Consider the following 20,749-nt stretch of genomic DNA (forward strand, 5'->3'; position numbering starts at 1 on the left):
TCGAATTGGGCGTTGGTGCCGGTGCCGTCAGCAAACCCGGCGGTTGCTGCCGGCGAGGGTGGTGACCCGGCCGGTGGTGGGGTTGATGGCCCGGATCCGGTTGTTGCCGGTGTCGCCGACGTAGACGGTGCCGTTGGGGGCGACCGCCACCCCTTGCGGGTACAGGAATTGGGCGGTGTTGCCGGGGCCATCAGCAAACCCGGCGGTGCTGCCGGCGAGGGTGGTGACCTGACCGGTGGTCGGGTTGATCGCCCGGATCCGATGGTTGTCATGGTCGGCGACGTAGACGGTGCCGTTGGGGGCGACGGCCACCCCGGTCGGGTCGTTGAATTGGGCGGTGTTGCCGGGGCCGTCAGCAAACCCGGGGGTGCCGGTTCCGGCGAGGGTGGTGACCTGACCGGTGGTCGGGTTGATCGCCCGGATGCGCTGGTTTTCCTGGTCGGCGACGTAGACGGTGCCGTTCGGGGCGACCGCCACCCCGGTGGGGAAGTTGAATTGGGCGGTGTTGCCGGGGCCGTCAGCAAACCCGGCGGTGCTGCCGGCGAGGGTGGTGACCTGACCGGTGGTCGGGTTGATCGCCCGGATCCGATGGTTTCCCTGGTCGGCGACGTAGACGGTGCCGTTCGGGGCGACGGCCACCCCGGTGGGGTAGTTGAATTGGGCGGTGTTGCCGGGGCCGTCGGCAAAACCCTCGGTGCCGGTTCCGGCGAGGGTGGTGACCTGGCCGGTGGTCGGGTTGGTTACCCGAATCCGTTGGTTGAGGGTGTCGGCGACGTAGATGTTGCCGTTGGGGGCGAACGCCACCCCGTACGGGTTGTTGAATTGGGCGGTGTTGCCGGGGCCATCAGCGAAACCTCGAGTGCCGTTTCCGGCGAGGGTGGTGACGTTGCCGAGGTTGGGGTCCGGGCAGTTGTAGCGCCAGAGGAAAACGGCCATTTCGGCGCGGGTGACGTTGGCTTGGGGGGAGAAGGTGGTGGGTGTGGTGCCGGTGGTGATGCCGGCTTCGACGAGCCACGCAATGGCGGTGTTGGCGTAGCTGGTGGTGGGCACGTCGGTGAAGTGTTGTTGCCCGGCCGGGGCGGGTGCACCGGCGTTGCGCCACAGGAAGACGGCCATATCGGCGCGGGTGGTGTTGGCTTGGGGGGAGAAGGTGGTGGGTGTGGTGCCGGTGGTGATGCCGGCTTCGACGAGCCAGGAGATGGCGGTGTTGGCGAAGCTGGTGGTGGGCACGTCGGTGAAGTTCTGTTGCCCGGCCGGCGCGGGTTCACCGGCGTTGCGGTGGAGGAAGACGGCCATTTGGGCGCGGCTGGTGTTGGCTTGGGGGGTGAAGGTGGTGGGTGTGGTGCCGGTGGTGATGCCGGCTTCGACGAGCCACGCGATGGCGGTGTTGGCGAAGCTGGTGGTGGGCACGTCGGAAAACCCGTGCGGGGCCGGCGAGAAACACGACGCGTTCCCGACTCCTTGCAGCGCCGCCGGAGCGCCCGGAGCCGCGCCGGCAGGTACGCCGAGCTCCATGGTGGCGATTCCAAGGAGTAACGCCATCGACACCCAGATGCGCGACCGGCCGATTTTCATGCGTGGGTCCTCCCGTAGACGTGAAAGAGATTTACCACATCGGGTGATGTCAAACCGCATTCGGTGACGGCAGCCACCTGGTTAGGGGGTGGTGCGGTCGTTGGTGGTGCCGTTGCCGAGTTGGCCCTCGCTGTTGCGTCCCCAACACTTGGCGGTGTCGATGGTGGTTGCGCAGGTGTGGGAGGTGCCGGCGGTGATGGCGGACACCTCGGTGAGCCCGGTGACCGCTGTGGGGACGTTGCGCTGGGTGGTGGTGCCGTCGCCGAGCTGCCCCGAATCGTTCCAGCCCCAGCACTTGGCGGTGCCGTTGGTGGTTGCGCAGGTGTGGTAATCGCCGGCGGTGATGGCGGTGGCATTGGTGAGCCCGGTGACCGCTGTGGGGACGTTGCGCTGGGTGGTCGTGCCGTCGCCGAGTTCGCCGGCGAAGTTGCCGCCCCAGCACGTGGCGGTGCGGCCGACAGTGAGCGCGCAGGTGTGGGTGTCGCCGGCGGTGATGGCGGTGACGTTGCTCAGGCCGGCGACAAGCGTTGGAGCGAGGCGGGGGACATTGGTGTTCTGAGCGATTTGACCGTAGGCATTGTTGCCCCAGCATGTGACGGTGCGGTTGGCGAGAAGAGCGCAGGTGTGGGTGCCGCCGGCGGTGATGGCGGTGGCGTTGGTGAGCCCGGTGACCGCTGTGGGGGTGAGGCGCTTGGTGGTGGTGCCGTCGCCCAACCGCCCCGAATCGTTCCAGCCCCAGCACTTGGCCGTGCCGTTGTTGATCAGTGCGCAGGTGTGGTTGGTGCCGGCGGTGATGGCGGTGGCGTTGGTGAGCCCGGTGACCGCTGTGGGGGTGAGGCGTTGGGTGGTGGTGCCGTCGCCAAGTTCGCCGTCGGCGTTGGTGCCCCAGCATTTGGCGGTGCCGTTGCTGATGAGTGCGCAGGAGTGGTGGTCGCCGGTGGTGATGGCGGTGACGTCGGTCAGGCCGATGACGGGTGTGGGGGTGTTGCGTTGGGTGGTGGTGCCGTCACCGAGTTCCCCCGAAGTGTTCCAGCCCCAGCAGTCGACGGTGGCGTCGTCTCGCACGGCGCACGTGTGCCTCCCGCCGGCGGCCAGGCTGAGGGTGGGAGAGTCAAGCCCTCTGGCGCAGGTGTTGCGCCAGAGGAAGACGGCCATCTGGGCGCGGTTGACCTGGTCGTTGGGGGAGAAGGTGGTGGGTGTGGTGCCGGTGGTGATGCCGGCTTCGACGAGCCACGCAATGGCGGTGTTGGCGAAGTAGTTGGTGGGGACGTCGGTGAAGTTGTGGGGGCCGGCGGGTGCGGGTTCGCCGGCGTTGCGGTGGAGGAACACGGCCATCTGGGCGCGGTTGACCTGGTCGTTGGGGGAGAAGGTGGTGGGTGTGGTGCCGGTGGTGATGCCGGCTTCGACGAGCCAGGCGATGGCGGTGTTGGCGAAGTAGTTGGTGGGCACGTCGGTGAAGCTGTGGGGGCCGGCGGGTGCGGGTTGGCCGGCGTTGCGGTGAGAGGAAGACGGCCATTTCGGCGCGGGTGACCTTGTTGTTGGGGGAGAAGGTGGTGGGTGTGGTGCCGGTGGTGATGCCGGCTTCGACGAGCCACGCGATGGCGGTGTTGGCGAAGTAGTTGGTGGGCACGTCCGAGAACCCGTGCGGCGCCGGTGCGGAACACGACGCGTCGCCCACCCCCTGCGGCGCGGCCGGAGCGCCCGGAGCTGCGCTGGCAGGGCTGCCGCTCCCCACCGCGGCCAGCGTGCCGACGAGCAACACCATGAACATCAAGACGCGGGACCGATTGAACGTCATCCGAGCCCTCCCAAAGAATCGTGGACGTCACGTACAACACTCACAGTACTCGTCATATCGCTTGTTGTGAGGCACAGAGCGCCACGGCCTTCGCCAAGCTGGGCGTCACAGCGAAGCGGGGGTGGTCCCACGGTGGCTCGGCTACCTCATGGGCCCACTGGTTGGCCGATGGCACCCAGATGGCCCAGCCCCCCAGCTCGATCACCGGCAGGATGTCGCTTCGCACCGAGTTGCCGACCATCACGAACCGCTCGCCGTCTGCGCCCCAACGGCGGAGCAACGATCGGTAGTGGGCGACGTCCTTCTCGGGCAGGATCTCGACGCCGTCAAACCACTCTGCCAGGCCGCTGGCCGCCACCTTGGTTTCCTGCTCGAACAGATCGCCCTTGGTGATGATGCTGCGCTGGAGCCCGGAGTCGGCCAGCACCTCCAACGCGTCGACGACGCCGGGGTAGGGCTCGAGAGCATTGGTGAGCATCTCCCGGGACCAGCCGAGAATGCGGGCGATCTCGTCGCCGCCCACCGCCCCGTCGGACAACATGATCGCCGTCTCGATCATCGACAGGGTGAACCCCTTCACGCCGTAGCCGAACACCTCGAGGTTGCGGCGTTCGACGTCGTCGAGGTGGGCGGCCGCCACCGCATCGGAGGCTAGATACGGGGCCATCAGCTCCTCGAAGCGAGCCTGAATGTTCTGGAAGTTGCCCTCGGTTTCCCACAGGGTGTCGTCGGCGTCCAGGCCGACCAACTCCACCGGCCCCAGCGCCTCGGCGAACGGTTGAAAGGGAGCATCGGTGGCCATGCCCAGAGTTTCGCGCTGCGGAGAAGCGTTGAGACTCGGACCCCTGAGCCGTACCGTGTGACATGGCACCGACTCCCGACAGCGACGCACCCTCTGGCTTCGATCAGGCGCTCCTATTGCGCAGCGCCCGGCGCTTGGACGCTGCCCCGCCCACCGCCGAGGCGGTTGCGGCCGCACCCAAGGTGCTGCTGCACGATCACCTCGACGGTGGCGCCCGGCCGAGCACGTTGATCGAGCTGGCCGAGCAATCCGGTTACGACGCTCTGCCCAGCACCGACCCGGTCGAGCTGGCGCAGTGGTTTCACAGCGGCGCCGACCGGCGTGACCTGGGCCTGTACCTGGAGACGTTTGCCCATGTGGTGGCGCTGATGCAGCGGCGCGAGGCGATCCAACGCATCGCAGCCGAGTGCGCCGCCGACCTGGCCGCCGACGGGGTGGTGTACGCAGAGGTGCGGATGGCCCCTGAGCTGTGCGTCGAGGGCGGCCTGTCGATGGACGAGGCGACCGATGCCATGCTGGAGGGGCTGGCCGAGGGGTCGGCCGGCACCGGACTGACCGTGCGGCTGCTGTGCACTGCGATGCGCACGTCGGCGCGCTCGGTCGACGTGGCCAAGGTGGCCCTCGACCACCGCAACGACGGGGTGGTCGGCTTCGACATCGCCGGTAAGGAGGCCGGCTATCCCCCCACGCGCCATCTGGATGCTTTCCAGCTGGTGATGCGGGAGAACTTCCACATCACGATCCACGCCGGCGAGGCGTTCGGTTTACCGTCGATCCACGAAGCGTTGCACTACTGCGGGGCGGAGCGGTTGGGCCACGGCGTGCGGATCCTCGACGACATCGAGCTGACCCGAACCGAGGACCGAGGACCGGAGCACGCCCCTGGCATCACCGAGGACACCCAGGTGCGACTGGGGCAGATCGCCGCCTACGTGCGCGACACCCGGGTGCCGCTTGAAATGTGCCCGTCGTCGAACGTGCACACCGGTGCAGCGCCCTCGATCGCCGCCCATCCGATCGGGCTGTTGACCGACCTGCGCTTTCGGGTGACGGTCAACACCGACAACCGGCTGATGTCCAACACCTCGATGACCAAGGAGTTTGGCCTGCTCGTCGACGAGCTGGGCTTCGACCTCGGCGGGCTGGAGTGGCTGACCGTCAACGCGATGAAGTCGGCGTTTTTGTCCTTCGATCAACGGCTGTCGCTCATCAACGAGACGATCAAGCCCCGCTACGCCGAGCTGCGCCGAAACCTGCCCACCGCAGCGTCGGCAGCCGGGACCCATCCGGGTCAGCGGGTCTGATCCCGCCACACATCGCCCCGGTGGCTCAGCCTGTGTAGCGGGCTTCGGCCGGCACGGGCGTGGCCACGGGCCCGGCGACCGCGGTCAAGGGAACGTCGAGGCCGTTGGTCAGCTCGACCGCACCCACATCGCAGCCGGCGCCGGCGGCCGCCGCACGCCGGCTGCGTCGCTGGCCGTCGACGGTCGTCCGAGCCAGGCACGCCCGCGACGGCACCCGGTCGACCAGGACGCTGCCCGGCACCGGTGCCCGGGCGGGGATCGGCCGCCCGTAGTAGTCGAGCAGGCCCACCGCGTTGCGGGGGCCGTTGGCCACGTCGCCCAGCCCGGGCCCAAACCCGCAGCTGGAGTCGTCCCCGACGTTGTAGCCGTCACTGGTCGCTCGCTCGACCGAACACGAGCTGGGAGCACCGGAGCCGCCGGCCACGTAGCTGGCGAACGAGGTCAGCTCACCGGCCCCCAGCTGACGCGCCCCGCGAGCGGTGGCGGTCGAATTGTCGACCACCGTCGAGAACGTGAGCGAGATCGCGGTCGCCACCGCACCGCCGTTGGTGCCGGCCAGGTTGTCGGTGATCGTGGCGTTGATGGCGTCGAGGTTACCGATCACCCACACCCCGCCGCCGGACGCACCGGCGGTGTTGCCCGAGATGACCGACCGCTCGAGCTTGAGCGTGCTGCCGGGGCCGGTCAGCGCAACGGCACCGCCCGAATCCTCGGCCTGGTTGGAGGTGAGCATCGAGTCCTCGATGGTCACCGTGCCGCCACCCTCCGACAGCAACGCTCCGCCCGACCCATGGCCCAGCGACGACTTGGCCTGCCCGCCGCTCAGCGTCACCTCCGACAGGTGCAGCCGATCGTCGCCGGTGGCGTGCAGCACCCGCTGGCCGGCGCACTCCTGGCGGACCGTGGCGCCGTTGCCTTTGAGATACAGCCCGCCGGCCTCGCCAAGTTCGAGAACCCCGCCCCCGGCATCGTCGTCGGGTTGGACTCCGCGCCTGGTGCAGCCGGTGGTCAGCCGGTAGGTGGTGTTGGGCTTGAGCTCGATCACCGTGTCGGAGCCGCCGGCCGCCGCCTGTTCGATCGCCTCGCGCAGGGATCCAGGCCGGCCGTCGGCGGCCGTGGTGACCTCGATGCGCTCGGCGCCCGCCCAGCCGTCGGGGTAGGGGCCGAGGCCGATGAGCACCAGGGCGATCGACCCCAACGGAATCAGGATGAGCAGTGCGACCATCACCGCCAACAGGGCGGTGGTGAGTTGACGATCGTGGCGGTCGCCACCCATCGCCCGGTCGATCATCAGCTTGGTCGACTCGACCCTGCTGACCGATGGCTGCGACGCATCGCCGCTCGACTCCGGTGGGGGGCCAGCGTTCCCAGGCGAGGCCGGACCGTTCATTGCCGCCTCGTCCAGCTCAACTGGTGGCCGCCTCGGCCGCCAGGACCGCGCGCACCTCGTGCTCCATCCATTCGAGGCGGGTGCCGGCTCGTCGCCGGGCCGCCCGGAGCACGGTGCCGCCCGATCGCGAACCGCCCACCACCGGCTCGACCACCTCGAGATACGCCTTGAACTTGGGCTCGGTGCCGGACGGACGAAACGCCAGGCGATCGCCACCGACGAGGAAGAGCCGAACCAGGTCGTCGGCCGGGCGGTCCACCTGCTCCACCCGTCGCCCGCCCAGCATGGTGGGTGGGTCGTCCTCGAGACGTTCCATCAATTGCCGGCGGCGTTCGGGCCAGGCCGACGGTTCGAAACGAACCGCGATCTGGGAGGTGGTGTGAACGCCGTGATCGAGCGCCAGCCGGTCGAGCACCGCCAGGGGATCGGAGCCGGTGCGCAACAGCCGGGCGCACAGGTCGCACACGGCGAGCGCCGCCAGCAGGCCGTCCTTGTCGCGGCACGTCGGCCCCAACGCGTAGCCGAGTGCCTCCTCGTAGGCGAGCAGTTGAAACCAGTCCGGACGGGACATCGCCGGGCGGCACAACCACTTGAACCCGGTCAAGGTCTCGGCGTAGTGGACCCCGGCCGACGTGGCCATCTTCTCGAGCAGCTGCGACGACACCATGGTCGTGGCGAGCAGCCGGTCGGGCAGGCCCTGGCTGCGCTGCAGCGCCCACCAGGCGAGCAACGCGCCCACCTCGTTGCCGGTCAGGACATGCCACTGTTCGTTGGCGTCGGGCACGGCGACGGCGAGCCGATCGGCGTCGGGGTCGTTGGCCAGCACCAGGTCGGCTCCGCGCTCAGCCGCCAGGGCGATGGCGGCGTCGAGGACGCCCGGCTCCTCCGGGTTGGGGAACGGGACGGTGGGGAAGTCCGGGTCGGGCTCCTGCTGGGAGGCCACCGGCGTGACATCGGTGTACCCGGCGGAGGTCAGCAGCTGAACCAGCGGGGCCCCTCCCACGCCGTGAAGGGCGGTGGTGACCACGCTGAGTTTGGCGTCACCGGTGGTGCCCACCTGGTCGAGCGTGTCGGCCAGGTAACGATCGAGCAGCAGCCGTCGGGTGTCGATGCCGCCCGAACCGGGTTGCGGCGCCACCCGGCGGTCGCGGGCGGCGGCCTCGATGGCGCTGGCGATACGGGCATCGATGGGCGGGATGATCTGGGCGCCGTCGCTCCAGTACACCTTGAGCCCGTTGTCGGCGGCGGGGTTGTGGCTGGCGGTCACCATCAGGCCCGCGCCCAGCGACTGTTTGGCGACCGCCCAGGGGATCACGGGCGTGGGGACCGGCCCGTTGGGCACGGTCACCGTGATGCCGTGCGCCTCCAACACCTCGATGGCGTCGGCGGCAAACTCCGCTGAGCGGTGGCGGGCGTCGTGCCCAACGATGGCGCGTTTGGGCGCCCCCTCCTCGATGATCACCCGGGCGATGCCGGCTGCGCTCTGTCGAACGAGCAGTCGGTTCATGCGGTTGGGCCCCGGGCCCATCGGGGCTCGCAGCCCGGCGGTGCCGAACGCCAGTCGCCGACCGAAGTGATCGGCCAGCGCATCCCCCTGGCCGGGCTGGAGCAGTCGGTTGGTTGCCTCTCGTGTCACCGGATCCGGGTCGAGGGCCATCCAGGTGCGCGCCGCGGCCCGCAAACCGGCGGTGTCGAGTGTGAGAGATGCGTCGCCCATCGGCCACGACGGTACTCACCGGGGCGCTGCCGGGCGTGACAAGGCCCGCAGCGGGGTGGCGGCGACGCGCCTGGATGGCCAAGCTGGACCATGGCGTTTTTCGATCATCACTGCCACCTGTCCGGGCTCGACGACGGCCCGGCCCTGTGGGAGGCCGCCCGTGCCGCAGGCGTCGACGCCATGATCGATGTGGGCGTCAGCGTCGAGTCGTCCCGGGCAGCGCTGGCCTTCGCCGCCGGGCGCGAGGCAACGTGGGCCACTGCGGGTGTCCACCCCCACGATGCGGCCGACCATGGGACCGCCGACGATGCGACCGGGGCCCGCGTACTCGACGATCGTGCCCTCGCCGGGATGGTCGCCGGGTTGGAGGAGCTGGTGGACGCCGGGGCGATCGCGGTGGGGGAGTGCGGCCTTGACTACCACTACGACCATTCCCCCCGCCCCATCCAGCGGGAGGTGTTTGCCGCTCAGGTTCGCCTGGCCCACCGCCGCCGTCTGCCCCTGGTGATCCACACCCGGGAGGCATGGGCGGACACCTTCGCCATCCTCGACGAGGAGGGCTGGCCGACCAGCACCGTGCTGCACTGCTTCACCGGAGGGCCGGAGGAGGCCGAACGGTGCCTTGCCGCCGGGGCGGTGCTGTCATTCTCGGGCATCGTGACGTTCAAGGGTGCGACCGACGTCCGGGCAGCCGCCGGGCTGGTTCCCGCCGGGCGGTATCTGGTCGAGACCGACAGCCCGTATCTGGCGCCGGTGCCGCACCGGGGACGCCCCAACCAGCCGGCGTGGGTGGTCGATGTCGTGGCCGGGCTGGCCGAGGTTCGTGGTGAGGACCCCGCCGAGGTGGAGGCCGCGGCGTGGGCCGCCACCCACTGCGCCTATCGGCTGGAGCTTCCCAACACCTGAGGGACGGTCAGCCCTCTGGCTAGCCCTCGACGTTGATGTCGAAGCTCACGTTGTCGCCGTCGACCTTGGTGACCTTCACCGCCACGTCGTAGTCCTCGCCGTCGGCGGTCAGGGTGCAGGTTTCCTCTTCGCCGACCTCGGCCTTGAGATCGTTGGGACAGTCGACCGAATCAATGGTCTGATCGATCTGCTTGCCGAGTTCGCTGGAGATCTGTTTCTCAACGTCGCTGGACTCGACCGACGAGCCGCCGCACCCGCTCAGGCCGAGCGTGAGCGCAAGGGCGGCCGCGCCCATCGTAAGAGCCGAACGGTGAGTCGACATGGGACTACTCCTCTGAATCCGATGGCGGCCGGTGACCGCCGGGTACCGGGAACCTAGCGCGAGAGGATCGGGCACGTGTGAGCTGCGACCCGGGTGTCTGGGGTTGATCGAGGCCCTCGACCCCCGGCCCCAACGGCGCGCCGCTAGCCTCCTCCGGCTGATGGATACCGCCCGAACCACGCCCACGCGCATCCGGATCGCCGCCATCCTGACCGGGGTGATCGTGGCGCTGCTGGCGGTCAGCTTCGTGCTCAGACTCGGGGGCAATGAGGACGAGGCGGCCACGACGACGACCGCCACCACGACGACCGGCGTCCCGATGCCCCCACCGCTCTTCGAGCTCGACCCGTCCTGGAATCTGCGTGGGCACTCCCGATTCGCCGGGGCGGAGCGCAACAAGCGTCGGGCCGGTGGGTCGGGCAACTTGGTCGAAGGGGTCGAGAACGTGCCTCCCGCTCGGGTGAACATCACGACGACGACCATCGAACAACGGGTGATCAGCCTGGAGGAGTCCGGTGCGGTCACCAGTGCGCCACCCACATCTGCTTCGCGCAGGTCCAGCTCGCCCACCTCGTCGGGGACACGAACGTCGGGTCTGGGCCGCGGGTGAGCGCAACCGCCCCACGTCCACTGCTCACCCGGTCGTCGATCGCCGAGCTGCTCGCCCGCTATCGCCACCTGCCCCGCAAGACCCTGGGTCAGAATTTCGTCGCCGACCCCAACACGATCCGCCGCATCGTGGCGCTGGCCGGCGTCACCGGCTCGTCGTCGGTCGTCGAGATCGGCCCGGGCCTGGGTTCGCTCACCCTCGGCCTGGCGGAGACCGCCCGGCGCGTCGTGGCCATCGAGGCCGACCGTTCGTTGCTCGAGCCGCTGGCCGAGGTCACCGAGGGCACCGGCGTCGAGATCGTCGGTGCCGACGCATTGGAAGTGGACTGGGACGCCACGCTCGATGCCGCCCCGGACGGCTGGGACCTGGTCGCCAACCTGCCCTACTCGGTGGCGACCACGCTGCTGCTCGACGTCGCCCAGCGCGCGCCGATGGTGGAGCGGGGCCTGGTGATGGTGCAGCGGGAGGTCGGCGAGCGCTGGGAGGCCGGGCCGGGATCGCGCACCTACGGTATCCCCACCGTGTTGCTGGCCCGTTGGGGCACGGCGTCCATCGTCGGCGAGGTGCCCCGCGCGGTGTTCGTGCCCGAGCCCCGGGTCGATTCGGTGCTGGTGCGCTTCACCCGCCACACGAGCTCGCCGATCCCAGCCGACGGTGTGGGCGATGCCCGCCTGGAGCGGGTGGTACGCACCTCCTTTGCCGGGCGCCGCAAGATGCTGCGGCGCTCGCTCGTCGGGCTGATCGACGCCGCCGCCTTCGAAGCGGCGGGCGTGTCGCCCACCGACCGGCCCGAACAGCTCGGGCTGGCCGAGTTCGCCCGCCTCGCCGCCCAGCTCCCCGCCGGCCAGTCCACCGGGGACGCCGCCTCGCACAGGACCGATCCGTCATGAACGGGCCCGTCATCCTGGCAGCCCCGGCCAAGCTCACGCTGAGCCTTCGCATTACCGGCGTGCGCCGGGACGGGTTCCATACCCTCGATGCCGAGATGGTCACCCTGTCGCTGGCCGACCGCCTGGAGGTGTCGCCCGGCGATGGTCTCACCGTCGCTGGTCTCAGTATCGATGGCACAGTGGGCAGGGTGGGAGGGACCCACGACAACCTGGTCACCAGGGCGCTGGCGCTCACCGGACGCACCGCTGCGGTGCGTCTCACCAAAAACATCCCGGCCGGGGCCGGTCTGGGGGGCGGTTCGGCCGACGCTGCGGCCATCCTGCGCTGGGCGGGCTGGTCCGACCTGGATGCGGCCGCCCGCCTGGGCGCCGACGTACCCTTCTGCCTGGTCGGTGGCCGGGCACGGGTGCGGGGCATCGGCGAAGAGATCGACCCGCTGCCGTTTCTCGCTGCGGACCTGACGTTGCTGACGCCGCCGGTCGGGGCGTCCACGCCGGCGGTCTACGCCCGTTGGGACGCGCTGGGCGGACCGGTGGGAGAGCATGGCAACGATCTGGAGCCGGCGGCTCTGGCCGAAGTGCCCGAACTCGCGAAATGGCGTCACCGCTTGGGTGACGCCACGGGTCAGCTACCTCGCTTGGCCGGAAGTGGCTCGACTTGGTTTGTCGAGGGCCACCATCCCGGCGATGGCCACCGCTTGGTCAGCACCGTACCTGCCCCGACGAGCTGACGCTCTGAACAGGGCAGGCTGAGGGGCCGATGCGGGGGAAGGTGAGAGCTACTTCTTGGAACGACGCTGGTGGCGCGTCTTCCTCAACAGCTTCTTGTGCTTCTTCTTGCGCATGCGCTTGCGGCGCTTCTTAATCAAAGATCCCATGAGGGAGAACAGCGTAATGGGCCCTGACGATGCGGACCAAGGCGACACCGAACCTAGGCGCCCGGTAGCGTGGGAGCGCCAGAGCGATGGCGGGTAGTTCAATCGGCAGAACGCCTGACTTTGGATCAGGAGGTTGCAGGTTCGATCCCTGCCCCGCCAGCTCATGTGGGTCCCGACCGCCGAACGACCTCGCCAACGACAACCCCAACGACAACGACGGCCCCCCCGGGTCGAAGGGAGACAAACGCGGTGGAGCTGGTCACCAAAAAGAAGCTGTTGCTAGTCGCCGGGCGGGTTCACCCCGAGCTGGCCACCGAAATCTCCGAACGCCTCGGCGTGCCGCTGGGCCAGATCGAACTGGCCAGCTTTCCCAACGGGGAGCGTCACTGCCGCTACGGCGAGTCGATCCGCGGCGCCGACCTGTTCATCCTGCAGACCCACGACACGATCGAGGGCTGCACGATCAACGACGCCATCATGGAACAGCTGATCATGGTCGACGCCGCCCGCCGGGCCTCCGCCAAGCGGATCACGGTGGTGGCGCCGTTCTTCGGATACTCCCGCCAGGACCGTAAGGCGACCGGGCGTGAGCCGATCACCGCCAAGCTGATCGCCAACCTGTTCGCCACCGCCGGCGCCAAGCGCTTGGTGTCGATCGACCTGCACTCCGGTCAGATCCAGGGCTTCTTCGACGGTCCGGTCGACCACCTCACCGCCATGCCGGTGCTCGTCGACTGGATGAAGGCCAACCTGCCCTCCAACGTGGTCGTCGTCAGCCCGGACTCCGGGCGGGTGCGGGTGGCCGAGCGCTACGGCAACCACCTCAACACCGACATCGCCATGGTGCACAAGCGCCGGGTGAAGGTGGAGGGCGCCGGGCCCGACGGCGAGCAGAGCACCGTCGAGGCCAAAGGCGTCGTCGGCCAGGTCGAGGGTCGGCCCTGCGTGATCATCGACGACATGATCGACACCGCCGGCACGATCTGCGCCGCTGCCGAGCAGCTCAAGGCCGAGGGCGCCACCGAGGTCTATGCGGCGGCCACCCACGGCGTGCTGTCCGGCCCGGCGGTCGACCGCCTGAAGAACGCGCCGATCGAAAAGCTGGTGATCACCAACACCCTGCCGATCCCGCCGGAGAAGAACTTCGACAAGCTGGTGGTGCTGTCGGTGGCCGAGATCCTCGCCGACGCCCTCGACGCGGTGTTCGAGGATCAGTCGGTGTCGGACATCTTCGCCGGCCAAAACCACAGCTGACCGGTCTCGACTGGTCATTCACGGCTGATCGGCCTCGGCTGATCAGCACTGCTCCGACTGCTCCCGACTGGTCTGTCACGGCTGATCGGCCTCGGCTGATCAGCCGGCGTCGCACCTCGGCGGTTCTGCCGGTACGAGACCTGCGAAAGCCTCACCGGTGGCTTATGCATGACTGTCGTGCATAACCCTCCGGTGAGGCTTTTGCATGACCGCTTTCGAGCGGTTCTACCGCCGAGCGGCCGGGCTGAGTTGTTCGGGGGCTCGCTGCGAGGCCGCACGCTGGAGGCCGCACGCCGCTCAGGTTTCGCCGGTTGGCAGCGCCTGGACCCAGCGGCCGTGGAAGTCGGCGTGGGCGAGCAGCGTGCCCGATCCGCCGGGCCAACGCCGGGCGTGCACGGCCACCCGGTCGCGCCGGAACTCGTCGGGTTCGAAGCTCACCCGGACCAGCGGGGCGGCAGCGCTGGCCCGCTCGCCGACCGTTTCGATCGCCCGGGTGATGTTCCAGCGAGCCCCGGTGGCCACGTACTGCCACATGATCGACTGGAACACCAGCGTCGGCTTGGTGCCTACCCGGTCGGCGAGCACCTGGGTGAGGGTGGCCGCGGTGTCGGCGCTGGCGATCAGCTCGGCGGGCACCTCACCGGCCAGTGCGATCGCCCCGTCCAAGCGCACCCGGCGTTCGTTCTGGTCGGGCCACAGATAGCTGCGCAGGCGCAGGGCAACGGTCTCGTCGGTTGGGTCGGCTGGGTGCGGGTCGATGCCGACCCGGTCGTCGACCTCCCAGCGTTGCAGCGTCGGCGGCCCGCCCAGCCAAGTGGGGTTCAGCCGCACCGGCGAGGCGGGGTCGCCGCCCAGCAACCGGTCGCCGTCGAGGTAGGCGAAGCGGTCGAACCGCAGGTTCAATCCCGCCGAGGTGCCCACCTCGACCAGCGAGATCGGTCCGCCCGGGCCGGACGCGGCGTTCGTCGCGGCTGCCCCGGCCAGGGCCGACAGCCCCAGGACGAGCGCGGCGGAGCGACCGGTCTCGTTGGTCTGCACCGCTCGGCGCAGGTAGTCGGCGGTGACGTCGTCGTGACCGAGCAGTTCGTCGAGCAGCGACTCGGCGAGGGCGTCGGCCGGGATCGGGTCGGGCACCGTCCCGCCACACGACGGGTAAGCCGCAGCCAGCGTGGGTGCGGCGCCGGACAGGGCCAGGAAGTGGGCGGCCCCCATCACGCGCAGGGGCATCGCATCGCCAAAGCGCCACCGGTCGATCGGCGCCAACAGGGCGTCGTAGCGACCGGCGCGCACGTGCTCGCCCACCGCCGGAAACAGGTTGGCGTAGAGCGGCGAGCCCAGCGCTGCGCAGCTGGTCCCCTGGGCGTCGAACCAGTCGCCGAGCGTCGAGCGGATCTCAGCGGAGGTGGCCATCACCGCATCCTTCCATGAGCGTCCGCTCCCGATGCCGCCAGGGAGCGGGACCGTGATGAGTGCCCGTCGCCGGTGTGCGTCTAGCATGACCGACGGCCCGAGGACGCTCGGGAGTCCCCGGAACCCCCCGGGGAACTACCTGGAGGAGACGTCTCCGCTATGTCACAGCAAGAAGAAACCATCCCGCTCGCCGCCACGGTTCGCACCGAGACCGGCTCCGGTGCCGCCATCCGCGAGCGCCTCGAAGGCCGAATCCCCGGCATCCTCTACGGCGCGGACAAGGATCCGGTGGCGATCAGCGTCGAGCGGGCCGACCTCCGCACCGCCCTGTCGACCGAACACGGCGAGAACGCCCTGCTGACGCTGACCGCCGGCGACGAAACCGTTCCGGTCATCGTCAAGGACCTGCAGCGCCACACCGTGCGCCGCACCGTCACCCACATCGACCTCCAGCGGGTGGTGGCCGCCCAGAAGATCACCGTCGACGTGCCGCTGTACCTCGTCGGGACCGCCAAGGACGTCGTCGCCGAGGGCGGCATGGTGGAACGTCACCTGTCCTACATCAAGGTGAAGGTGCGGGCGGACTCGATCCCCGAGCGCATCGAGGCCGACATCTCCGGGCTGAGCATCGGCAAGTCGCTCCAGGTGAAGGACCTCGATCTTGGCGACTCGATCAAGGTGCTGACCGAGGGGCGCAAGGCGGTCGCCTCCGCCGACCTCACCCGTGCGGCGGTCGTTGCGCAGAACGTTACCGAGGGCGATGACGAGGCCGGCGACGCCGAAGGCGCCGACGAGACCTCGGCCTGAGCCGACGCGGCCCGTCCGTGATCCGTCCGGCCCGCCGGGGCACGCCCTCGGAGTTGGTCGTCGTCGGGCTGGGCAACCCCGGGTCCCGATACGAGGGCACGCGGCACAACGTCGGCGCCGACGCTGTGGCCCTGCTGGCCGAGCGGGCCGGCGATCGGTTGCGACCATCGAAGGACGAGGCGCTGGTCAGCGAGTCGCGCCTTGTTGGGCATCGGGTGCTGCTCGCCTTCCCAACCACCTACATGAACGAGTCGGGCCGATCGGTCGTGCGGCTGTGGCGCCGCGGAGGTCAGGACGACCCCACCCGCCTCGTCATCGTCCACGACGAACTGGATCTGCCTCCGGGCCGGGTGAAGGTGAAGGTGGGCGGTGGCCTGGCCGGGCACAACGGCCTGCGCTCGGTCGAAGCCCACCTGCACACCCGGGACTTCACCCGGGTTCGCATCGGGGTGGGGAAACCCCCCGGCGGCAAGGAGCGGGGCGTGGGCCATGTCCTCAGCCGGGTGTCGGGCGCCACCAAGGAGCTGTTGGCGGTGGCGGTCGCCGAGGCAGCCGATGCCGTCGAGCTGATCCTCACCGATGGCGTGGACGCAGCGATGGCCCGAGTGAACGCTCGATCGTGACCGCTGCGCCGACGTGCTGAGTGCTGCGCCGACGGTCCAGTTGGCTGCTCCGGTGATGAGCACGCGGTGAGTGGTACGGCGTGCTGAGCCGCCGCTGGTACGCATTCGTGATCGTCGTTGCCGTGGCGGCGATCGCGCTCGCGCTCGCAGGCCTGTTGCGAAGCCCCGGGGACCGACGAGCAGATGCCGACCGATGGGGCACCGGGGAGCTGATCGAGACCGACGATGTCCCCGTGGTGACCGACGCCGGCCTGGAGGCGTCGACGACCAACGACGAGGTGATGGAGCGCCGCCTGGTCACCGTCCCCACCGTCGGTGTGGAACCGACCGCCAAGGGGTTCCGGCTGGGCTGGGAGGAACCGGCGGCGTGCCGAGGGGTGAGGATCGTCGTGCACGAGTCGGTGTCGCAGGTGCTGGTCGAGGTGACCGCTGCCGAGCCGTTCGCCACGTCGGAGGGAACCGGCTGCGGTCAGCGCGGGCCGCGGGGCGACGATGTGGTGGGCGTGCTGCCGGTACACGTCACCTCGATCGAGCTGTCACGCCCACTGGGTGACCGTCGTGTCCTCGACGCCGCCCGGGCCCGCCAACTGCTCGTCGTCACCGACTGAGTACCCGGCCTCGGTTCGCCTCACGTCGAACCCAACACGTTCACCGGTGGGAGGTCTTGGGCTGTCCCATCACTCCCGCCAGGAGGCTGGGACCGCTGGGTGATTTCTGGAACCCGCCGGTAGTCTCGATCGGTGCCCCTGACAGCTCTGGCCAGTTTGCTTCGTGACGACCCGGCGCTGCGCGACGCTCTCGGCCGGGACGCCGCAACGGTCGCCGTTCCCGAGGCCGGGCGTGCGAGCTACATCGCAGCGGTGGCCGAGACCTCGAGCCGGTCGCCGATCGTGGTGGCGGTGCCCACCGTCGCCGAGGCCGAGACCCTGGCCGACGACCTCGGCACGTGGCTCGGCCCCGACGCGGTCGAGTGGTTTCCCGCCTGGGAGACCCTGCCATTCGAGCGGGTCAGCCCGTCGACCGAGACGATGGGCCGGCGCATGCGGGTGATGTGGCGCCTGGCCGATCCGGCCCGCAGCCCCCGGGTGATCGTCGCCCCCATCCGGGCGCTGCTTCAGCGCCTCGGCCCCCACGTCGAGGACACCGAACCGGTGATCGTCGGCGCCGGCGACACGATCGACTCCACCCAGCTGGTCGACGAGCTGGTCGGGTGGGGGTACCGCCGCGAGTACCAGGTGGAGCATCGCGGTGAGGTGGCGGTGCGGGGCTCGATCGTCGACGTGTTCCCGGCGACCGCCCAGGCGCCGGTGCGCATCGACCTGTGGGGCGACGAGGTGGAGCGGCTCACCGAGTTCTCGGTCAACGACCAGCGTTCGGTGGCCACGATCTCCGAGGTGGAGATTCACCCGGCCCGCGAGGTGCTCGTCACGGCGGAGGTCGCCGGGAGGGCCCGCAAGCTGATCGCCTCCGAACCGTGGGGCGCCGCGCAGTGGCAGCGCCTGGCCGACGGGGAGACCTTTGACGGCATGGAGTCGTGGCTGCCGTGGCTGACCGACTCCGAGCATGTGCTGTTCGATCTGCTCGACGGCGATGCCCAGGTGATGTTGGTCGAGCCCAAGCGACTGGCCGACCGGGCGTCGGACCTGCTCGCCGAGGAGGCCGACCTGGCCGACGCCCTTGCCCGAACCTGGGGCACCGACGGTGCGGCGCTGCGCCGCCTGCACCTGCACTTCGACCGGCTGCTCGCCCACACGGCCGCACCCGCCTGGTCGCTGACCGCCACCGCCTCGGGCCCGTCCGTGCCCGTCCTCGAAACCCACCTGTGGCCCGCAGCGGTGGGCGGGGGCGATGCGCTGACCGCACGGCTCAGCTCGCTGCTCGCCGACGGATACCGGGTGGTGGTCGCCGCCCAAGGTTCGGGCTCGCTCGAGCGGATCGATGCGCTGCTCGGCGACGCCGGCCTGACACTGGGGCGCCACGATGACGTCGGCGACCCGGAGGGCGCCGGTCTGACCACACCCGGGGGTCACCTCACCGTCGCGCCGTTGCACCACGGGTTCATCGCCCCATCGGCCCGCCTGGCGGTGCTGAGCGAGGCCGACCTGACCGGACGTCGCCGTACCCATCGCAAGCCGAAGCAGCGCAAGGCGTCCCAGGACGCCCAAGCCTTCTTCGCCGATCTGGCGCCGGGCTCCTATGTCGTGCACCACCATCACGGCGTCGCCCGCTACGGCGGCATGGTCACCCGGACCCTGCCCGGTCCCAACGGCACCTCGGTGGACCGCGACTACCTGTTGTTGGAGTACCGGGGCGCCGACAAGCTGTACGTACCGTCGGATCAGATCGACGCCGTGCGTCAGTACACCGGCGGCTCGTCACCCACCCTGTCGCGCATGGGCGGCTCGGACTTCGCCCGCGCCAAGGCCAAGGTGCGCAGCCAGGTGGCCGAGGTGGCCCAGGAGCTGGTGGTGCTCTACCAGAAGCGCACCCAGACCGAGGGCCACGCCTACCCGCCGGACACCCCATGGCAGACCGAACTGGAGGACAGCTTCGAGTTCACCGAGACGCCCGACCAGGACCGGGCGATCGACGAGGTGAAGGCCGACATGGAGTCGGAGCGCCCGATGGACCGCCTGGTGTGCGGCGACGTCGGCTTCGGCAAGACCGAGATCGCCCTCCGCGCGGTGTTCAAGGCGGTGATGGACGGCCGCCAGGCCGCAGTGCTGGTGCCCACCACCCTGCTGGCCTCCCAGCACTTCACCACCTTTACCGAGCGTTTTGCCGACTACCCGGTGCGGGTCGAGGTGCTCAGCCGGTTCCTCACCTCGGCCCAGGCCAGGCGCGTGCTGGCCGCGCTGGCCGCCGGCGAGGTCGATGTCGTCATCGGTACGCACCGCCTGCTGGGGGCCGACGTGTCGATCCCCAAGCTGGGCCTGCTGGTCGTCGACGAGGAGCAGCGCTTCGGCGTGAGCCACAAGGAGCGCATCAAGGAGATGTCGGTCGGCGTCGACGTGCTCACCCTGTCGGCCACCCCCATCCCCCGAACCCTCGAGATGAGCCTCACCGGCATCCGCGACCTGTCGCTGCTGCACACCCCACCGGCCGAGCGTCAGCCGATCCTCACCTACGTCGGCGAGTTTGACGACGCCCCGGTCGCCGAGGCGATCCGGCGCGAGCTGCTGCGCGAGGGCCAGGTGTTCTACGTTCACAACCGGGTCGAGGACATCGACCGGCGGGCCTCCCAGCTGGCCGAGCTGGTGCCCGAGGCCCGCATCGCCGTCGCCCACGGCCAGATGGACGAGGGCACCCTCGAGCAGGTGATGCTCGACTTCTGGGAGGGCGCCTACGACGTGTTGGTGTGCACGACGATCATCGAGTCGGGCATCGACATGCCGCTGGTCAACACGCTGGTCGTCGAGCGCGCCGACCTGCTCGGGTTGGGCCAGCTGCACCAGATCCGGGGGCGGGTGGGCCGCTCGGGTCAGCGGGCCTACGCCTACCTGTTCTATCCACCCAACCGGGAGCTGACCGAGGAGGCCTACGAGCGCCTGAAGACGATCGGTGAGAGCACCGAGCTGGGCTCGGGCTTTCGCATCGCCATGCGCGACCTGGAGATCCGGGGGGCCGGCAACCTGTTGGGCACCGGCCAGAGCGGCCACATCGCCGCCGTCGGCTACGACCTGTACGTCGAGATGGTCACGCAGGCGATCGCCGAGCTGTCGGGCGAGCCGGTGCGCACCCCGGCCGAGATCAAGCTGGACCTGCCGGTCGACGCCCACCTGCCCGACGACTACGTCGCCCAGGAGGATCTGCGCATCGAGGCGTACCGGCGCCTGGCCACCGTCACCAGCCTGTCCGAGGTGGACGACATCACCGCCGAGTGGATCGACCGCTTTGGCGCCATCCCCGACCCGGCCCGCGCTCTGCTGGCGGTGGCCCGGGTGCGGGCAGAGTGTGCCCGCATCGGCATCACCGAGTGCACCGCGACCCGCAACCCGGACTTCGACGGCCCTCCGCTGCGGGCGGTGTTGGCCCCGGTCGAGCTGTCGGCGTCGGCCGAGATGCGCCTCGGCCGCGTGTTCCCCGGCGCGGTGTACAAGTCGACGCCCGCCGCCACGAGCACCCCGGGGATGGGCGGCGCTCAGCTGCAGGTGCCGGTGCGATCCGGGCTGGAACTTACCGAGGACCTGCGCACCCTGTTTGCCCACCTGTGGCCGGCGGACGGGTCCGATCCGCCTCCGTTACCCAACGCTCCGGCGACGCGCGGGCGCACGGGCGTCATCGGGTCTCGGCCATCCGCTCCGGCCGGTCGTCGGCCCGCCCCGTCGCCCCAGGATCCGGCAGCGATCGCCGAGGCCAACGAACGTGCCGCCCGGGTGGCGGCGCGACGGGCCCGTCGAACCGGGCGCTAGCCGAGCCGAGCTGAGCTGGGCGCCCTCCCAGGGCTAGCATCGCTTGCCCAC

17 protein-coding genes, 1 tRNA gene and 1 pseudogene are annotated in these 20,749 nt (G+C 70.0%); 11 read left to right on the forward strand and 8 right to left on the reverse strand.

Annotated elements, in window-relative coordinates; all coding sequences use genetic code 11:
- Positions 1-27 precede the first annotated feature (27 nt).
- The 3 genes and pseudogenes from IPN02_02835 to IPN02_02845 all read right to left on the reverse strand — a co-directional run bounded on the left by IPN02_02835 (position 28) and on the right by IPN02_02845 (position 4,175).
- Entirely contained in the window at positions 28-1,575 is a 1,548-nt protein-coding gene (locus IPN02_02835; GenBank protein ID MBK9295812.1) for an S-layer homology domain-containing protein, read from the reverse strand.
- A gap of 81 nt (positions 1,576-1,656) precedes the next feature.
- Positions 1,657-3,373 (reverse strand): annotated as a pseudogene (locus IPN02_02840) (S-layer homology domain-containing protein).
- Positions 3,374-3,425: 52 nt separating this feature from the next.
- Positions 3,426-4,175: an HAD hydrolase-like protein gene (locus tag IPN02_02845; GenBank protein MBK9295813.1), complete on the reverse strand. Its 750-nt coding sequence runs from the start codon at positions 4,173-4,175 to the stop codon at positions 3,426-3,428.
- A gap of 62 nt (positions 4,176-4,237) precedes the next feature.
- Between IPN02_02845 and IPN02_02850 the strand changes: the two genes are divergently transcribed.
- A complete protein-coding gene (locus IPN02_02850; protein MBK9295814.1) occupies positions 4,238-5,479 on the forward strand; it encodes an adenosine deaminase in 1,242 nt (413 codons plus the stop codon).
- Between the two features lie 25 nt (positions 5,480-5,504).
- On the opposite strand, the gene IPN02_02855 is transcribed toward IPN02_02850, so the two are convergent.
- Complete coding sequence (locus IPN02_02855) at positions 5,505-6,869, reverse strand: hypothetical protein (GenBank protein ID MBK9295815.1); 1,365 nt, start codon at positions 6,867-6,869, stop codon at positions 5,505-5,507.
- Between the two features lie 16 nt (positions 6,870-6,885).
- Positions 6,886-8,586: a phospho-sugar mutase gene (locus IPN02_02860; GenBank protein ID MBK9295816.1), complete on the reverse strand. Its 1,701-nt coding sequence runs from the start codon at positions 8,584-8,586 to the stop codon at positions 6,886-6,888.
- A gap of 90 nt (positions 8,587-8,676) precedes the next feature.
- Between IPN02_02860 and IPN02_02865 the strand changes: the two genes are divergently transcribed.
- Complete coding sequence (locus IPN02_02865; GenBank protein ID MBK9295817.1) at positions 8,677-9,492, forward strand: TatD family hydrolase; 816 nt, start codon at positions 8,677-8,679, stop codon at positions 9,490-9,492.
- A gap of 19 nt (positions 9,493-9,511) precedes the next feature.
- On the opposite strand, the gene IPN02_02870 is transcribed toward IPN02_02865, so the two are convergent.
- On the reverse strand, positions 9,512-9,787 hold the full coding sequence (locus IPN02_02870) for a DUF4333 domain-containing protein (protein ID MBK9295818.1): 276 nt from the start codon (positions 9,785-9,787) through the stop codon (positions 9,512-9,514).
- Positions 9,788-9,974: 187 nt separating this feature from the next.
- On the opposite strand from IPN02_02870, the gene IPN02_02875 reads away from it, so the two are divergent.
- From IPN02_02875 to IPN02_02885, 3 genes are read left to right on the forward strand one after another with little or no spacing between them, the layout of a single operon-like run.
- On the forward strand, positions 9,975-10,424 hold the full coding sequence (locus IPN02_02875; GenBank protein MBK9295819.1) for a hypothetical protein: 450 nt from the start codon (positions 9,975-9,977) through the stop codon (positions 10,422-10,424).
- 20 nt (positions 10,425-10,444) lie between these two features.
- Complete coding sequence (gene rsmA / locus IPN02_02880; GenBank protein MBK9295820.1) at positions 10,445-11,314, forward strand: 16S rRNA (adenine(1518)-N(6)/adenine(1519)-N(6))-dimethyltransferase RsmA; 870 nt, start codon at positions 10,445-10,447, stop codon at positions 11,312-11,314.
- Positions 11,311-12,045, forward strand: a complete 735-nt coding sequence (locus IPN02_02885) for a 4-(cytidine 5'-diphospho)-2-C-methyl-D-erythritol kinase (protein MBK9295821.1) — start codon at positions 11,311-11,313, stop codon at positions 12,043-12,045. The genes rsmA and IPN02_02885 overlap by 4 nt, the downstream gene beginning before the upstream one ends.
- A 48-nt stretch (positions 12,046-12,093) precedes the next feature.
- Here IPN02_02885 and IPN02_02890 read toward each other — a convergent pair whose 3' ends face one another.
- On the reverse strand, positions 12,094-12,192 hold the full coding sequence (locus IPN02_02890; GenBank protein MBK9295822.1) for an AURKAIP1/COX24 domain-containing protein: 99 nt from the start codon (positions 12,190-12,192) through the stop codon (positions 12,094-12,096).
- A gap of 87 nt (positions 12,193-12,279) precedes the next feature.
- Here IPN02_02890 and IPN02_02895 point away from each other — a divergent pair.
- Positions 12,280-12,352, forward strand: a tRNA-Gln gene (locus tag IPN02_02895).
- 89 nt (positions 12,353-12,441) lie between these two features.
- The gene (locus IPN02_02900; protein MBK9295823.1) at positions 12,442-13,446 is read left to right on the forward strand and encodes a ribose-phosphate diphosphokinase; all 1,005 of its coding nucleotides are present in this window, start codon (positions 12,442-12,444) and stop codon (positions 13,444-13,446) included.
- 297 nt (positions 13,447-13,743) lie between these two features.
- Here the strand turns inward: IPN02_02900 and IPN02_02905 are convergent, their stop codons facing one another.
- Complete coding sequence (locus IPN02_02905) at positions 13,744-14,856, reverse strand: DUF2332 domain-containing protein (protein ID MBK9295824.1); 1,113 nt, start codon at positions 14,854-14,856, stop codon at positions 13,744-13,746.
- A gap of 159 nt (positions 14,857-15,015) precedes the next feature.
- Between IPN02_02905 and IPN02_02910 the strand changes: the two genes are divergently transcribed.
- From IPN02_02910 to mfd, 4 genes are all read left to right on the forward strand, one after another.
- Positions 15,016-15,663, forward strand: a complete 648-nt coding sequence (locus IPN02_02910; GenBank protein ID MBK9295825.1) for a 50S ribosomal protein L25 — start codon at positions 15,016-15,018, stop codon at positions 15,661-15,663.
- Between the two features lie 20 nt (positions 15,664-15,683).
- Positions 15,684-16,286, forward strand: coding sequence for an aminoacyl-tRNA hydrolase (locus tag IPN02_02915; protein ID MBK9295826.1), 603 nt, complete (start codon positions 15,684-15,686; stop codon positions 16,284-16,286).
- An 80-nt stretch (positions 16,287-16,366) separates the two neighbouring features.
- Positions 16,367-16,894: a hypothetical protein gene (locus tag IPN02_02920; GenBank protein MBK9295827.1), complete on the forward strand. Its 528-nt coding sequence runs from the start codon at positions 16,367-16,369 to the stop codon at positions 16,892-16,894.
- 132 nt (positions 16,895-17,026) lie between these two features.
- Entirely contained in the window at positions 17,027-20,698 is a 3,672-nt protein-coding gene (gene mfd, locus IPN02_02925) for a transcription-repair coupling factor (GenBank protein MBK9295828.1), read from the forward strand.
- Positions 20,699-20,749: the final 51 nt, after the last annotated feature.

This window comes from Candidatus Microthrix subdominans, from assembly GCA_016719385.1.
Lineage (GTDB): Bacteria > Actinomycetota > Acidimicrobiia > Acidimicrobiales > Microtrichaceae > Microthrix > Microthrix subdominans.